The organism is Kitasatospora sp. NPDC058492, from assembly GCF_042720685.1.
Classification (GTDB): domain Bacteria; phylum Actinomycetota; class Actinomycetes; order Streptomycetales; family Streptomycetaceae; genus Kitasatospora.
Genome location: NZ_JBHXMU010000040.1, coordinates 50,466 through 64,872, shown reverse-complemented (window position 1 = coordinate 64,872; position 14,407 = coordinate 50,466). Strand labels below are relative to the sequence as shown.

The window sequence follows — 14,407 nt, the reverse complement described above, 5'->3', positions numbered from 1 at the left end:
GCGGCCACGGATCACGAATCGGTCGGTCGCGACGAGGTGGGGCGATGCGGCAGCGCGGAAATGTGTTGCGCCCTGGGGCGGTTGGGGTCGGTGGGGTGGTTCTGGTGTTGCTCCTCGGGGCCTGTGCGAGCGGCGGTGCCGGTGGTTCCGTCGATCGGCTCGGAACGGCTGCGCCCAGTGTCGCGGGAGTGGATCCGGTACCTCCTTCGGGTGGTTCGGTAAACACCTCGATCGCGCCGACGGACGGGCCGGAAGGTGCCATGGGGCGGCTGGCCCTGAAGACGTATCAGGACTGGTGGCAGGCCCAGACCGAGGCATTCGGGCGGTCGGATTCGGACGGATTCGCTCTGGAGACGTACTCTTCCGGGCGGGCCCTTACCGACACCCTGGTCAGTCTCCGCCAACTTCGCGACGCCAAACTGGTGATGACCGGAACGCCGCGCAATTCGGCGGTGGTCAAGGCCATTGACCTGAAAGCCGATCCGCAGACCGCCGTGATCGAGGACTGCGTCGACGTGTCGGGATGGCACCGCGTCGACGCCGTCACCCAGGTGGCAAAGGATCCGGGCGACCGACTGAACCGCTACGTCGCGACCGCGTCCCTGCGCTGGTTCCAAGCACGTTGGCTGATCTACGACTTCAAGCGGGAGGTGGACCGGGCATGCTGAACACGCGTAAACCGGCCCGGCGATTCGCGATCCTCGCGCCGTTGTCCGCCGGGTTGCTGTTGGCCTCGGCGGTGTCGGCGGCGGCGGACGAACCGCCGGGCGGAGGTGCCGAACAGTGTTACCCGGACGTGATCTGCTCCGGGGTCAACACCGGTGGCACGAAACCGAAACCCGGACCGTCGCAGCCCGGCGGTGGCGGCGGGGGCGGTACGAGCGACGGGCCGCTGCTGTGCAGCTACCACGACCAGCAGTGGCCCTGCCACGACCCGGAGCGCGGCTGGTTCAACAGCGGCGTCGGATGCTACTTCCGCCCGCTGGACAACCCGCTCCCCGAGGGCGACCCGGCGTGGCAGGGCCACAAGCCGTCCGAGGGTGCGCTCTACTCGAAGGTCTGCCCGCAGACGGGCGGCGGCCAGGACGGCGCCGAGATCGTCTTCGAGGCCACCTCGCCGGCCGGGCCGCCGGCGCTGAACCTGGTGGACGTCGGCTTCGGCTTCGCCCACGAGATGCGCTTCCCGAAGCCGACGGCGGGCGTCGCGCCCAAGGGCACGGCGGTGGTGAAGGCGCCGGTCTGGCTCTGGCTGGACGGCGTGGCGGCGCCCGCGCCCAAGACGCTGTCCGTCCCGGGCGCCTCGGTCACCGTCACACCGGTGCTGAGGGGCGTGACCTGGGTCTTCGACAGCGGCGTCTCCGTGACCTGCGACAAGGCCGGGACGCCGTACGACCCCAAGTACGGCGCCGCCAAGTCCCCGGACTGCGGCTACGAGTTCGCCGTGGGCTCGGGCACCAGGAAGAGCGGCGTCTTCGACGGCACGGTGACGGCGAACTGGGTGGGCGAGGTCGTGGTCACGGGGCCGAACGCGAAGACCTTCGACGTCAAGATGCCGCAGTCCTCGAACTTCACGCTCAAGGTCGCCGAGGTGCAGGTCCTCAACTGACCCGGCGGCGGCGGACGTCCGATGCCCCGCGGCCCGGCCGCACGCGACCACGGCACCGGAGCCCGGGCACCGAAGCCCGGGCACCGGCGGCCCGAGCGGTGACGACCCGAGCACCGAGAACCCAGTACCGACGATCCGGAACGAGCACGAGGGAAGGGCGGAACCCGGTGGAGAACCGTACGTTCGCGACGCCGGGATCCGGCACACCCGCAGGGGCCGCGGTGTCCGTGGCGGTCCCGGACCAGGGGCAGGGGCCGGGCGAGGCCCCGGGCAGCGGTGCGGGCAAGGGCAAGGGGCGCGCCGCCCCGCACGTCCCCGGCCGGACGCTGCGGGCCCGGCGGCGGCGCCCGGCGGTGCTGGCGATGGCCGTCGCGCTGATCGCCGCCGGTGGCCTGGGCGGCGCGGTGCTCTACAACAGCACCGGCCAGCGGGTCGCCGTGCTGGCGCTGGCCCGGGACATCCCGTGGGGGCAGGTGATCACCGACGACGACCTGGTGGTGGCCCGGATCGCCGGCGATCCGGCGCTGCGGCCACTGTCCGCCACCGAACGGGACAAGGCGGTCGGCATGCGGGCCGCCACCGACCTCAAGCGCGGCGCGATGCTCACCAGGGGCGACGTCGCGCAGACCCTGGCGGTGCAGCCCGGCCAGATCGTGGTCGGCGTCTCGGCCAAGCACAGCCAACTGCCCGCCACCCGGCTCCAGCCGGGGCTGCAGATCGTCGTGGTCTACACCCCGGACAACACCAAGGCCGACTCGATGCCCGCGACGGTCATCACGGTCGGCCGGGTGGACACCGACGGCAGCCAGGTGATCGACGTGGCCGTCGGCGCGGCGGACGGCCCCCGGCTGGCGCAGTGGGTGGCCGGCGGCCGGATCCAGGTCCTGCTGGCCCCGCGCGCCGCCGCGGCGGGCGGCGCGACCGGGACCGCCGGTGCGGGCACCGGCGGCAGCGCCGCGCCGACGGCCCCGGCGACCGGAACCGCCTCCGGCGCTGCCACGGCCCCCGTGCCCCCGACCGGGGCGGGTGGCGCCTGATGGCGGTGATCGCGGTGGCCGGCGGCCCGGGCGCGCCCGGCGCGACCACGGCTGCCCTGGCCCTGCTGCTGGCCTGGCCGCTGGAACCCGGACGGCGGGTCCTGCTGGTGGAGGCCGACCCGGACGGCGGCGCGGTGCTCGCGGGCGCCCTGGAGGGCCGGGTCGACGCGGTGTACGGGCTGCGCAACCTGGCCGTCGCCGACCGGCGCGGACTGCTCGCCGCGACCATCTGGGAGCAGCTGATCGACCTCTCGCCCGAGGGCACCGCCGAGCGGCTGCTGCTGCCCGGGCTGACCGACCCCACCCAGGCCCCGGGCCTCGCCTACACCTGGGAGCCGCTCGTCGACCTGCTGCACGGCCTCGAACCGCAGGGCTACGACGTCATCGTGGACCTCGGCCGCTCCGGCGCCACCGGCGTGAGCGCCGTGCTGGCCCGCCGGGCGGACGTGGTCGCGGTGACCGTCCGCACCACGCTGCGCGGCCTGAGCTCGGCTAGGCCCCGGCTGTCCGCGCTCGCCGAGGACCTCGCCACGGCCGGCACCGGGGTGGACGCGCTCGGACTGCTGCTGGTCGCCGAGGGGCCGTACTCGGGGCCGGAGGTGTCGCGCGAGTTCGGCCTGCCGGTGCTGGGGCTGCTGCCGCACGCCACCCGCACCGCCCGGGTGCTCTCCGACGGCGGTGACATCACCGACCGGCGGTTCATCCGCTCGGAGCTGATGCGGACGGCGCGTTCGGCGGCGGACGAGGTGCAGCTGCTGGTCCGCCGCCGTCGCCAGCGGCTCGCGCCGACCGCCGCGCCGGTCCCGGCCCAGCTCACCGCCGCGGCCCGGACCGAGCCCCAGCCCCAGCCCCCGACCGCGGTGCACGTCCAGCCCCCGGTGCCGACCCCGCAGGCGGCCGCGCCGACGGCGTACCGGCCGGTGGAGGGGGAGCAGCCCTCGTACTCCCCGCCGCAGCCGGTCGGGCCGGTGATCACCACCGGCCCGGTGGCGCCGCTGGCCGGGCTGGCCCCCCAACCGGCCGCTCCGGCCCCGTTCCCGGGGCATGTTCAGCAGCCGCAGCAGTCGCAGCCGCAGCCGCCGTACGGACCGCAGGGCGGCTACGTCGCGTACGACCAGCAGGCCGGGTTCGGCCCGTACGACCAGCAGGGCGGGGCCCCGTACGACCAGCAGGGCGCGTACGTCCGCCCGGAGCCCGAGGACGACGGCCGCTACCCGCTCCAGCAGCCCGCCGTGACACCCGATCAGACACACCCGAACGGTCCGCAGCCGTACAACCCCGGGGAGGTGCTCCGTGCGCGGTAGCCCCCTGCACCAGCACCCCGCGGCCGACCCGGCCGCGCTGCCCTGGGCCACCCCGGCCCAGGCCCAGGCCCCGACACAGGCCCAGACGCCGGCGGCCGCCCCGCCCCAGGCCTACCGGCCGGGCCCCGTCGCCCCGCAGCCCGCGCCGCCGCCGTACGTCCAGCCGGGCGGCGCGGCCACGCCCACCGCCGTGCCCTCCCAGCTGCCCTCGCTCGACCTGCGCGGCGCCGCCACCCGGCCGGCCGTCGACCCGCAGGTCGCCCGCGAGCTGAAGCGCCAGGTCGCGGCCGAACTGCACCAGCAGATCACCCGGTTGACCGCCACCTCGGGCGCCGAACCGGACCGCGCCACCCGCCGCCAGCGCGGCCGCGCGCTGATCGAGGAGGCGGTCGCCCGCTGGTCCGACGCCTACGCGCAGACCCACGGCATCCCGCCCACCCGGGAGCAGGACCGCGCGCTCGCCGAGGCCGTCTTCGACCTGCTGTTCCGGGCCGGGCGGCTCCAGCCCTACCTGGACGACCCGGAGATCGAGAACATCCTGATCAACGGCTGCGACGACGTCTGGGTCTCCCGGGTGCACCAACCCCTGCGCCAGGTACCGCCGGTGGCCGAGAGCGACGCCGAACTCGTCGAACTGCTCCAGGACCTGGCCCGCCAGCACGGCGGCGGCGAGCGCAGCCTGTCCACCGCCAGCCCGACCCTCGCGCTGCGCCTGGAGGGCGGCATGCGCCTCCAGGCGCTCACCGAGGTGACGCCCCGCCCGTACGTGGCGATCCGGCGCCACCGGGTGGCCTCGGCGACGCTGCCCGAGATGGTCGAACTCGGCACCCTGGACAGCACCTTGGCCGCGTTCCTGGCCGCCGCGATCCGGGCCCGGAAGAACGTGATGATCACCGGCACCCAGGGCGTCGGCAAGACCAGCCTGCTGCGCGCGATGGCCGCCGAGATCCCGCCGGACGAGCGGATCGGCACCCTGGAGTCGGAGTTCGAGCTGTGGCTGCACACCCTCGGCCACCTGCGCCAGGTCGTCCCGATGGAGGCCCGCGAGGGCAACGGCGAACGCGTCGAGGGCCGCCTGGCAGGCGAGTTGACGATCGGCGACCTCATCCCGGCGGCGCTGCGGATGACGCTGTCCCGGATCATCGTCGGCGAGGTCCGATCCGGCGAGGTCGTCCCGATGCTGCGGGTCATGACCAACGGCGAGGGCGGCTCGATGTGCACCCTGCACGCCCGCGGCCCGCACATGGTCGTCGACCGCATCGCCGAACTCTGCCTGGAGTACGGCTCGCACATGACCGACTCGCTCGCCTACCGGCTCACCGCCAACGCCCTGGACCTCATCGTGCACGTCGCCATGGTCGACGAGACCGCCGTCGGCGGCCGCCGGCACCGCTTCGTCTCCCACGTCCTGGAGGTCGCCGGCCTCGGCGAGAGCGGTCGGCCCGCGCTGAACACCGTGTTCGGCCCCCGGGTGGACCTCGGCGAGCCGCGGGCCGTCCCGCACACCCCGCCGCAGTGCCTGGACGACCTGCGCCGGGCCGGCTTCGACGCCGCCCTGCTCGGCTCCCGCTACGGCGGCTGGGCCACCCCGCTGCAACTGCGGATCGGCGGTGGCGCGCGATGATGCTGCTGTTCGCCCTGTGCGGGCTGGCCGTCGCGGGCGGCCTGGTCGCCCTGGTGGCCTGGGCCCGCGGCAGTGACCCGGCGGACGAGGACGAGACCCCGGAGCGGAGCAACCCGCTGGCCGGCCGCGCCCACGTCTTCTGGTACGGCGCCCCCGGCGCCGCCTCGGCCAGGGTCGCCCGGCTGCGCCGGATCCAGCTGCCGCTCGCGCTCGCCGGCGCCCCGCTCTCCTGGCTGTTCACCGGCATCCCGCTGGCCGCCCTGCTGGTGCCGTTGGCCGTGTTCGGCCTGCCCTGGCTGTTCGACACCACCCGCCCGGACACCCGCCGGATCGAACGCCTGGAGGCGCTGTCCGAGTGGACCCAGCGCATCGCCGACGTGCTGCTGCTCGGCGTCGGCCTCAACCAGGCCATCGTCACCAGCCGCCGCACCGCCCCCGCCGCCCTGGAGGAGGAGATCGGCGAACTGGCCGCCCGGCTCCAGGCCCGCTGGCGGCCCGAGGAGGCGCTCCAGGCCTTCGCCGACAGCGTCGCCGACGCCACCGCCGACAAGGTGCTCGCCGCGCTCGTGCTGCGCTCCGGTGACAGCGGCCCCGGCCTGGCCCGGGCACTGGCCGACATGGCCGACTCGGTGCGCGAGGAGGTCCGCCAGCGCCGCGCCATCGAGGCCGACCGGGCCAAGCACCGCACCACCATCCGCTGGCTGGTCGGCATCATCGTGCTGGTCGTCACGGTCGGCTCCTTCAACACCGAGTACACCCGGCCGTACGGCACGCTGCTCGGCCAGATCGTGCTCGCGGTCGTCGCCGCCCTGTTCGTCGCGATCATCGCCTGGATGCGCGCCCTCGCCTCGCACCCGCCGGTGCCCCGGCTGCTGGCGCCCGACCGGCGCGGCAAGGCCGGGCGCCGCGCCCCGGCGCGCGAGGACGAGGCGCTCCAGCAGCTCGGGGAGGTCCGGTGATCTCCCCCTGGTCCGTGCTGGCCGGGGCCGTCGCCGCCGGCGGCGTCGCCCTGCTGATCGCCGAACTGCGGCCCGCGCCGCCCGACCTGCGCCAGGCCCTGGACCGGCTGCACCGCACCCCCGCCGAACGGGCCGCGGACCCGGACGAGCGGCCGCGCTGGTACGACCGGATCGGCGAGCGCTCGATCGGCCTGCGCGGAGTGTCCCTGCCGCACCGCGAACTCGCCCTGATCGGCCGCGCCCCGGCCCGGTTCATGGTGCACAAGCTGCTGTTCGCCGCGATCGGCCTGCTGCTGCCCGCCTACCTGGGCGCGATGGCCGTGCTGATGGACATCGGCCTGCCCTTCGCCCTGCCGCTGCTGGCCGGGCCGCTGCTGGCCGGCCTGCTCTGGTTCGTCCCCGACGGCATCGTGCGCGGCGAGGCCAAGGAGGCGCGCAGCGAGTACCTGCACGGCATCGCCGCCTACCTCGAACTCGTCGCCCTGGAACGGGCCGCCGACTGCGGGCCCGCCGAGGCGCTGCGCCGCGCCGCCGCGGTCGGGCGCGGCACCGTGTTCCGGCGCATCCGCGACGCCCTCGACCGCGCCGCCACCGACCGGCTCCCGCCCTGGGCCGGACTCGACGCGCTGGCCGAGGAGTTGGGGCTCAGCCCGCTGCAGGACGTGGCGGACATCATGCGGCTGTCCGGCACCGACGGCGCCGCCGTGTACGACACCCTGCGGGCGCGCGCCAAGGGCCTGCGCGGCGAACTGCTCGCCGAGGACCTCGCCCGCGCCAACGCCGACAGCGAGCGGATGGTCGCACCCGGAGCCGCCCTCACCCTGCTGATGACCGTCCTGATCGTCTTCCCCGCACTCCACCAGATGCTCAACTGACCCTCCTCACAGGGCATCTGGCACCACACCGCACTCCACCCCCGGGAGACCCGAATGACCGTCCGACTCGTCCACCTGGCAGGCCGGCTGATCCGGCCCGTCCTGCTGCCCGTGCAGTTCGCCCTGCTGCTGTTCACCCTGCGGCTCGGCCGGCTGCGGGCCGCCCGCGCGCGCGGCGACCGCGGCGCGATCAGCATCGAACTCGCCCTAGCCATCATCGCGTTGGTCTTCGTCGCGGGTGCCGTCGCGACCGCGTTGTACCTGCTGAAGGACAAGGTCGTGCAGAAGGTGCAGCAGGACCCGAACATGCCGGGTGCGGGCGCGGCCGCGGGAGGCGCCACCAAGTGACGTACCGACCTCGCCGCCGCGGCGACCGGGGGTCGATGAGCGTGAGCCTCGCCATCGTCTTCCCGGTCGTCCTGGTGCTCCTGATGCTCGTCGTCCAGGCCGCGCTGCTGTGGTACGACCGCCAGCTCGCGCTCACCGCCGCCCGCGAGGGCGTGGACGCCGGCCGGATCCAGGGCAACGCGACGGACGAGGTGAAGAACGAGGCGGCGCGCCGACAGGCCAGGGACTTCCTCGACCGGCAGGGCGTGCACTCGTACACGGTGACGACCGACGGCAGCACGCCCGAAGTGGTCCGGGTCACGGTGGCGGTGCGCCCGCCGCTGCTGATACCCGGGCTGTCGGCGCCCGCCCTCACGCAGTTCGCCGAGGCGCCGCGCGAGCACTTCGTCCCGCCGGTGGCGGTGGCGCCGTGAGACGGCGGACCCGGGCCGACTGGTGGCCGGCGCCGCGCGCCGAGCGTGGTTCCGGGGACCGTTCCGCGCCCCGGGCCGAGCGCCGTTCCGCGCGCCGGCCCCGGTGGTGGCCGGTCCGGCGGAGCGACGGCGGCGCCGTCGCCATCGAGGCGGCGATCGTCGTGCCGCCGGTGGTCGGGCTGGTCCTGGTGGCCATCGCCGCCGGGCGGGTGCAGACCACGGCCGGTACGGTCGAGGCCGCCGCCCGGGCCGGCGCCCGCACCGCCTCGCTGCAGCGCAGCGTCGACGGGATGACGCAGCCGGGCCGGGACTCGGCCCTCGCGACGCTGCGCCAGCAGGGCGTCTCCTGCCGCAACGGGGACGTCCAGGTCGTGCCCGGCCGACTGGACCTGCCCGGCGGCGCCGTCACGACCGTCAAGGTCACCGTGGTGTGCGACGTCGAACTGGCGGACCTGCTCGGCGGACCGTCCGGCGTACCCGTGACGAAGCACCTCGTCGGCGAGTTCACCTCCGTGGTGGACCGCTACCGGGGCACATGACGGCCCGGGGCGGCACCCGGCGGGACACGGGCCACGACGGGGGATTGGGGACGGCCCGCGCGGGGGAGACGCAAGCGGAGAGCGCACGGGGGATGACGCGACGGGACCGGCCGGCGCCCGGTGGGGGCCGGTGGGGCGGACGAGGTGCGGGAGGGGCAGGGGGGATGGGAGTGCCTGTCAGGGCGCGGCGCCGACGCCGCTCCGACCGGGGCGCGGTCGCCCTCTTCGTGGCGATCTGCGCGGCCTACGTCGTGCTCGTCATCGCCCTGGTGATCGACGCCGGCGGCCGGTTGCGGGTCGCCGAACGCACCGACGCCTACGCCCAGGAGGCCGCGCGGGTCGGCGGACAGCAGCTCGACCAGGCCGCCGTCCTCCAGGGGAAGGGCTTCAAAATCCAGCAGGACTACGTCCGGCAGGCCGCCGACGCCTACCTGGCCCTGTACGGCCTCCAGGCGGGCGAGGTCGAGTTCTCCGGCGACGGCAAGGTCGTCACCGTCACCGTGCGGGCCGACTACCGGCCCGTCCTGCTGGGCGCGCTCGGGGAGCGGAAGGTAACGGGCAAGGGCAGTGCGACCCTCGTCCACGGAGTCGAGAAAGCGGAGACCGACTGATGGCCGCGCCACGTGCCAAGGACCAGGCCCGAACCGCCCCGGGCCGGGCTCGAACCGCCAAGGGCCGGAGCCCGGGTGCCGAGGACCAGGCCCGGAGCGCCAACGGCCGGGCCCACACCGGACACCGGGCCGCCGGCCGCCCCGCCGCCCCGGCGCCCCGCCCACCGCGCGGGCGCGGCCGCGGCGCAGCCCTGATCACCGCGCTCGCCGCGCTGGTCACCCTGCTCGCCCTGCTGCTCGGCGTCCCCGCGCTGCTGCTCTACGGCACCCGTGCGGTCGCCGCGATGGGCGAGGTCGCGCCAGACGGCGTCGGCCAGGCGCTCACCGGCCCGGACGACGGACGGCTGTTCCTCTGGCTGCTGGTCGTGGTCGGCTGGCTCGCCTGGGGCTGCTTCGCGTTCTCCGTCCTGCTGGAGATCCCCGCGCAGCTGCGCGGCCGGATCGCCCGCCGCATCCCCGCCTTCGGCTGGAGCCAGCGGATGGCGGCCGGTCTGGTCGGCTCGGTGTTCGCGCTGATGCCGGTCGCCGGCTCGGCCTTCGCCGCCACCCCGGCCCACACCGCCACCGCCCCGGCGCAGTTGGCGGCCGGCGTGCAGCGCGCCGCCCTGCCCGCCGCCCAGGCCGCGCCCGCCCTGGCGCCCGCCGCCGAGCAGAACCCCACGTACACCGTGCGGGACAGCCGGCCCGCCGACAGCCTGTGGTCCATCGCCGAACGCCAACTGGGCTCCGGTGAACGGTGGGTGGAGATCGCCAAGCTCAACGACGGCCGGGTGATGGATGATTCAGGTATCCGCTTCGACGCCGACCGGCCGATCCAGCCGGGGTGGGCGCTGCTGATGCCGGGGGACGCGAAGGCGGACGGGTCGGCGCCTGCGCCTGCTCCGACGCCTGCTCCTCCGTCCGAGCCCGCGCCCGCCCCTGCTTCCGGTGCCGGGTCGGCCCAGGTGCCGCAGGCCGGGACGGAGCCGGGTGCGGGCGGGCACGCGACGGTGACCGTCCAGGGCGGGGACAGCCTGTCCGTCATCGCCCAGAGGGAGTTGGGGGACGCCGAGGCGTGGCCGAAGCTCTTCGAGGCGAACAAGGGCGCCCAGGCGCCGGACGGAGAACGGCTGACCGATCCGGACGTGCTGGTGCCCGGGATGGTGCTCACGGTGCCGGGGGCGGCCGCTCCCGCGCCTGCTCCTTCGCCTGCTCCTCCGTCCGAGCCCGCGCCCGCTCCGGCGCCGCAGCCGGCGCCGTCGACCGGCCAGCCGCCGGCCGACCAGGCGCCCGCCACTCCCGCCCCCGCGCCGACCCCGGCCGCGTCCCAGCCCGTCACCCCGGCGCCCACCCATGCGCCCGCCCCCGCCGCGCACGCCGAACCGGCCGCCGGTGACGACTACTCCATCGCCCTCACCGCCTCCACCGTCGGTGTCCTGCTCGCCGCCGTCATGGTCGGCACCGTCGCCCACAAGCGCGGCACCCAACTGCGCGCCCGCCGCCCCCGGCACCGCATCACCATGCCCGACGCCGAGGCCGCCGCCTTCGAGAACGAGCTCAGGGCCCGTCAGGACGACGCCGGCCTCGACCTGCTCGACCGCGCCCTGCGCACCATGGCCCGCAACACCGTGCGCGGCGGCAAGCGCCTGCCCGCCATCGTCGCCGCCCGGATCACCCCCGGCCACACCATCGAACTGCACCTCTCCGGCCCGGCCACCCCGATCGCGCCGTTCCGCGCCGCGCACGCCGCCAACGTCTGGTGGTGCAGCCTCGACTCCGGCGACCTGCTCAGCGCCGCCCAGGCCCGCAAGACCGCCGCGCCCTACCCCGCCCTGGTCACCCTCGGCACCTCGCCCGACGGCTCGGTCGTCCTCGCCGACCTGGAGGCCGTCCGGCTGCTCCACCTCTCCGGCCACCCCGACGACGCCCGCGACATCCTGCGCACCCTCGCCGTCGAACTCGCGCACAGCCCGCTCGCCGACCGGCTCCACCTGCACCTGGTCGACCTCGCCGAGGAGGTGCCGATCAGCGGCCCGGCCGCCGAACGCATCCACCGCCACCCCACCCTGGAGGCCGCGCTCGCCGCCCTCGGCCCGCGCACCGCCAAGGCCCGCGCCACGCTGGTCGCCGCCGAGGCCGCCAGCCCGCGCGACGCCCGCAGCCGGGGCCAGGCCGACGAGTCCTGGACCCCCGAGATCGTGCTCTGCGCCCAGCAGCCCGGCGGCGAGGTCCCCGCCGAACTCGGCCGCCTGCTCGACGCCCGGCCGCGCACCTGCGTCGCCGTCATCACCCGCGCCCCCGAACGCGGCACCGGCCCCGTCGCCCGCTGGACCCTCCCGGCCACCGGCCAGGCGGCCATCCCCGGCCTGCACCTCACCGTCGAACTCCAGCGGCTCAGCGACCAGCAGTACGACCAGGTCACCGAACTGCTCCGCGCCGCCGACGACCTCACCCAGCACCCGGCCCCCGCCTGGACCCTGGACGGTCCCGGCCTCGACCCCGACGCGGACGACGACGACACCGACACGGCCGAACTGCCCGCCGCCGTACCCGTGCTGGCCGCCGTCGGCGCCGCCGCGACCGGCGCGCAGGGCGGTACGGACACGGCCGCCGGGCCCCGGCTGCTCGCCCGGGTCATCGGCACCGGCGCCAGCCCGTTCGCGGGCACCGACCCGGCGACGCCGGTACCGGCCCCTCCGGCCGGGCCGGGGCGGTACGCGGTCAACGGGCAGGGGCGGCAGGCCGCTTCCGCCGAGACCGGGACCGAGACCGGGAGCGGAGTCGGTACCGAGACCGGGAGCGGGATCGGGACCGACGAAGAGCTCGTGGTCGGGCAGCTCGTTGACGAGGCCACGGACGAGGCCACCCGGGACCTGCGCCGCCCGGACGCGGTGGCGGGGGACGCGGCGGAGGCACCGCAGCAAGCCCCCGCGGCCGTCCTCGCCGTCCAGCCCGTGCCGTCCGTTCCCGCCGTTCAGTCCGTCCAGCCGGTCGTGCCGCAGTCGCCCGTCGAGCCGGCCCCGGTCCACCAGCCCGCGCCCGCGTCCTCCGGCGTCGACCCGCGCGTCCCGTCCCGGCCGGAGCCCTCGCCCGATCTCCTGCCCGGCACCGAAGCCGAGGCCCCGGCCGAAGCCGATTCCCACGCTGATTCCCACACCGAGTCCGGAGTCGAACCCGGAGCCGAGCCCGGCCCCGCCGCCGTCGCTCCGGTCGCCCAGACCACCCCCGGGCGCAGCGACAGCGACGACCTGCTCGCCATCCTGCGCTCCCCGGAGGCGCACGCCGCCCGCAACGCCCCCCGGATCCGCCTGCTCGGCCCGGTCGACGTCGCCGGAGCCCTCGGTACCGCCGAACCCGGCGCGCTGTCCCGGCTCACCGAACTCGCCGTCTACCTCGCGCTGCGGCCCGGCGCCGACCACCACGCCCTCGACCACGACCTCCACCCCGGCGCCGCCCACCTCGACCCGCACCCCACCGCGGCCGACGCCAAGAGCCCGCTCCCCGGCAAACTCGCCGACCTGGCCGCCTGGTTCGGCACCTCGCCCGAGGGCCGCGCCTTCCTGCCCACCGACACCACCGACGGCTACTCCTTCACCCCGGTCGTCACCTGCGACTGGGACGAGTTCCGCAGCCTCTACCGGCGCGGCATGCGCAGCACCAGCGCCACCGCCGACGCCGCCCTCGCCCACGCCCTGGCCCTGGTACGCGGCGCCCCGTTCGCCGAGGCCCCGCCCGCCTCCTACGGCTGGGCCGAGGCCGAACGCCAGGACATGATCGCGGCGATCGTCGACACCGCCCACGAACTGGCCGCCCGCCGCCTGCAGTACGGCGACCACCGCAGCGCCGAGGCCGCCGTCTTCCGCGGCCTCGCCGTCGCCCCGGACGTCGAACTCCTGCACCGGGACCTCTTCTACGCCTACGCCTCGGCCGGCGCCCGCGACCAACTCCTGCGCGCCGTCAACCGTCTCGACGCGCTCAGCCGCCGCACCGGCCGTGACCTGGACGCCGACACCGTCGCCCTGCTCCGCGACCTGCTGGCCGGTTCCTGACGTCCCCTGCACGCCGCTGCCCGGCCGCCCCTCGGGGTGACCGGGCAGCGGCATGCAGGGCCGGGCCGGTCAGGCCCGTCGGTCAGTCCGGTCAGGTCGGGCAGACGCACCGGCCGTCGACGGTGCGCTCGGTGGCGGTGTGGACGTCCCGGACGGCGGCGAGCGGGACCCGGGCCACCGCCACACCCACCCGGGTCCGGTCCGCCGGCGTCCGGGCGACGACGTCGACCTGCCCCTGCTCCGCCACGGTGGCCCGGGCGAGCACGCTGAAGACGTACGCCCCGCCCTCGACGCCGTACCCGTCCGCCCACAGCTCGACCACCGCCCCGCCGTCCAGCGTCAGGTGCCAGGGCAGGGGCGGTCCGGCGGCGAAGTCCATGGCCGGGGAGTCCAGATGGTCGGGGAGTCTAAGGCGTGTCGTGTCGGTGTGTGCGCAACCAGGCGTCCAGGGTGGCGAAGTCGGCTGCGGTGAGGCCGCGTTGGTGGTCGACGCGGTGGAGGAGCGCGGGGGCGGGTGAGTGGGCCGCGACCCAGCGGCGGTCGGTGGCGGCGATCTCGTCGTCCACCCAGACGAACGGGCGGCCGGCGGCCCGGGCGACCAGCGCGCGGGTCTTCCCGTGCAGGCCGGCCGGTTCGTCGCCGTCCTCCACCGGCCAGCTCACGACGGGTAGTTGCGGCAGTCCGAGCCAGGGGGAGAGGCAGTCGTTCGCATCGGACATCCACGTCGTCGCCCACACCAGTTCGCACGGCAGGCTCAGCAGGCGCCCGCCGAGCGCCGGATCGACGCGGGCCAGCAGGGGGTTGACGCCCGGGCCGGGTGCGGCGGCGGAGACGCCGCGGAAGACGGGGTAGCCGCCCGGGGGCGGCGCGCCGAAGGGGATGAGCGGTCCGTCGACGTCGAGGAACAGGAGAGGTGTACCGGGGCCTGCCATGACGGCACGATAGCGGGCCGCGTGGCACGCCGATCGGAGACCCGGCCTGGATCGGGTGTGCCGGGATCTCGTAGGGTGGCGCGACGGGAGTGGTGGCAGGCACCACCCAGCAAGGGCATCAGACGCCGCGA

Annotated in this window: 14 protein-coding genes; 12 read left to right on the top strand and 2 right to left on the bottom strand. The window is 75.9% G+C overall.

Annotation, left to right across the window (positions count from 1 at the left end):
- The first annotated feature begins 188 nt into the window (after positions 1-188).
- The 12 genes from ACFWPI_RS25005 (at position 189) to ACFWPI_RS24950 (ending at position 13,344) form a co-directional block, all read left to right on the top strand.
- Positions 189-668, top strand: a complete 480-nt coding sequence (locus ACFWPI_RS25005) for a hypothetical protein (RefSeq protein ID WP_159398547.1) — start codon at positions 189-191, stop codon at positions 666-668.
- A complete protein-coding gene (locus ACFWPI_RS25000) occupies positions 662-1,606 on the top strand; it encodes a hypothetical protein (RefSeq protein ID WP_380341793.1) in 945 nt (314 codons plus the stop codon). The genes ACFWPI_RS25005 and ACFWPI_RS25000 overlap by 7 nt, the downstream gene beginning before the upstream one ends.
- 221 nt (positions 1,607-1,827) lie before the next feature.
- Positions 1,828-2,643: an SAF domain-containing protein gene (locus ACFWPI_RS24995; protein WP_380373958.1), complete on the top strand. Its 816-nt coding sequence runs from the start codon at positions 1,828-1,830 to the stop codon at positions 2,641-2,643.
- Entirely contained in the window at positions 2,643-3,947 is a 1,305-nt protein-coding gene (locus ACFWPI_RS24990; protein ID WP_380373955.1) for a hypothetical protein, read from the top strand. Before ACFWPI_RS24995 ends, ACFWPI_RS24990 begins: the two co-directional genes overlap by 1 nt.
- Complete coding sequence (locus ACFWPI_RS24985; protein WP_380373952.1) at positions 3,937-5,571, top strand: CpaF family protein; 1,635 nt, start codon at positions 3,937-3,939, stop codon at positions 5,569-5,571. Before ACFWPI_RS24990 ends, ACFWPI_RS24985 begins: the two co-directional genes overlap by 11 nt.
- Complete coding sequence (locus tag ACFWPI_RS24980) at positions 5,568-6,530, top strand: type II secretion system F family protein (RefSeq protein ID WP_380373950.1); 963 nt, start codon at positions 5,568-5,570, stop codon at positions 6,528-6,530. The genes ACFWPI_RS24985 and ACFWPI_RS24980 overlap by 4 nt, the downstream gene beginning before the upstream one ends.
- A complete protein-coding gene (locus tag ACFWPI_RS24975; protein WP_063350044.1) occupies positions 6,527-7,405 on the top strand; it encodes a hypothetical protein in 879 nt (292 codons plus the stop codon). Before ACFWPI_RS24980 ends, ACFWPI_RS24975 begins: the two co-directional genes overlap by 4 nt.
- 54 nt (positions 7,406-7,459) lie before the next feature.
- A complete protein-coding gene (locus tag ACFWPI_RS24970) occupies positions 7,460-7,753 on the top strand; it encodes a hypothetical protein (protein ID WP_363367209.1) in 294 nt (97 codons plus the stop codon).
- Positions 7,750-8,166 (top strand): TadE/TadG family type IV pilus assembly protein, encoded by a 417-nt coding sequence (locus tag ACFWPI_RS24965; RefSeq protein ID WP_159398548.1) that lies wholly within the window; start codon positions 7,750-7,752, stop codon positions 8,164-8,166. Before ACFWPI_RS24970 ends, ACFWPI_RS24965 begins: the two co-directional genes overlap by 4 nt.
- Positions 8,163-8,705, top strand: coding sequence for a TadE/TadG family type IV pilus assembly protein (locus ACFWPI_RS24960; protein ID WP_380373947.1), 543 nt, complete (start codon positions 8,163-8,165; stop codon positions 8,703-8,705). The genes ACFWPI_RS24965 and ACFWPI_RS24960 overlap by 4 nt, the downstream gene beginning before the upstream one ends.
- A 164-nt stretch (positions 8,706-8,869) precedes the next feature.
- Complete coding sequence (locus ACFWPI_RS24955) at positions 8,870-9,316, top strand: hypothetical protein (protein ID WP_063350047.1); 447 nt, start codon at positions 8,870-8,872, stop codon at positions 9,314-9,316.
- Positions 9,316-13,344 carry a BTAD domain-containing putative transcriptional regulator gene (locus tag ACFWPI_RS24950; RefSeq protein WP_380373943.1) on the top strand — a complete coding sequence of 1,343 codons (4,029 nt, stop codon included), beginning with the start codon at positions 9,316-9,318 and terminating at the stop codon, positions 13,342-13,344. The genes ACFWPI_RS24955 and ACFWPI_RS24950 overlap by 1 nt, the downstream gene beginning before the upstream one ends.
- A gap of 91 nt (positions 13,345-13,435) precedes the next feature.
- Here the strand turns inward: ACFWPI_RS24950 and ACFWPI_RS24945 are convergent, their stop codons facing one another.
- A complete protein-coding gene (locus ACFWPI_RS24945; protein ID WP_380373941.1) occupies positions 13,436-13,723 on the bottom strand; it encodes a hypothetical protein in 288 nt (95 codons plus the stop codon).
- A 28-nt stretch (positions 13,724-13,751) separates the two neighbouring features.
- A complete protein-coding gene (locus ACFWPI_RS24940; protein ID WP_380373939.1) occupies positions 13,752-14,276 on the bottom strand; it encodes an HAD domain-containing protein in 525 nt (174 codons plus the stop codon).
- Positions 14,277-14,407 lie beyond the last annotated feature (131 nt).

Coding starts and splice junctions, on each gene's coding strand:
- ACFWPI_RS25000 (WP_380341793.1), top strand. CDS start 662: ATGCTGAACACGCGTAAACCGGCCCGGCGATTCGCGATCCTCGCGCCG.
- ACFWPI_RS24950 (WP_380373943.1), top strand. CDS start 9,316: ATGGCCGCGCCACGTGCCAAGGACCAGGCCCGAACCGCCCCGGGCCGG.
- ACFWPI_RS24955 (WP_063350047.1), top strand. CDS start 8,870: ATGGGAGTGCCTGTCAGGGCGCGGCGCCGACGCCGCTCCGACCGGGGC.
- ACFWPI_RS24980 (WP_380373950.1), top strand. CDS start 5,568: ATGATGCTGCTGTTCGCCCTGTGCGGGCTGGCCGTCGCGGGCGGCCTG.
- ACFWPI_RS24990 (WP_380373955.1), top strand. CDS start 2,643: ATGGCGGTGATCGCGGTGGCCGGCGGCCCGGGCGCGCCCGGCGCGACC.
- ACFWPI_RS24940 (WP_380373939.1), bottom strand. CDS start 14,276: ATGGCAGGCCCCGGTACACCTCTCCTGTTCCTCGACGTCGACGGACCG.
- ACFWPI_RS24970 (WP_363367209.1), top strand. CDS start 7,460: ATGACCGTCCGACTCGTCCACCTGGCAGGCCGGCTGATCCGGCCCGTC.
- ACFWPI_RS24945 (WP_380373941.1), bottom strand. CDS start 13,723: ATGGACTTCGCCGCCGGACCGCCCCTGCCCTGGCACCTGACGCTGGAC.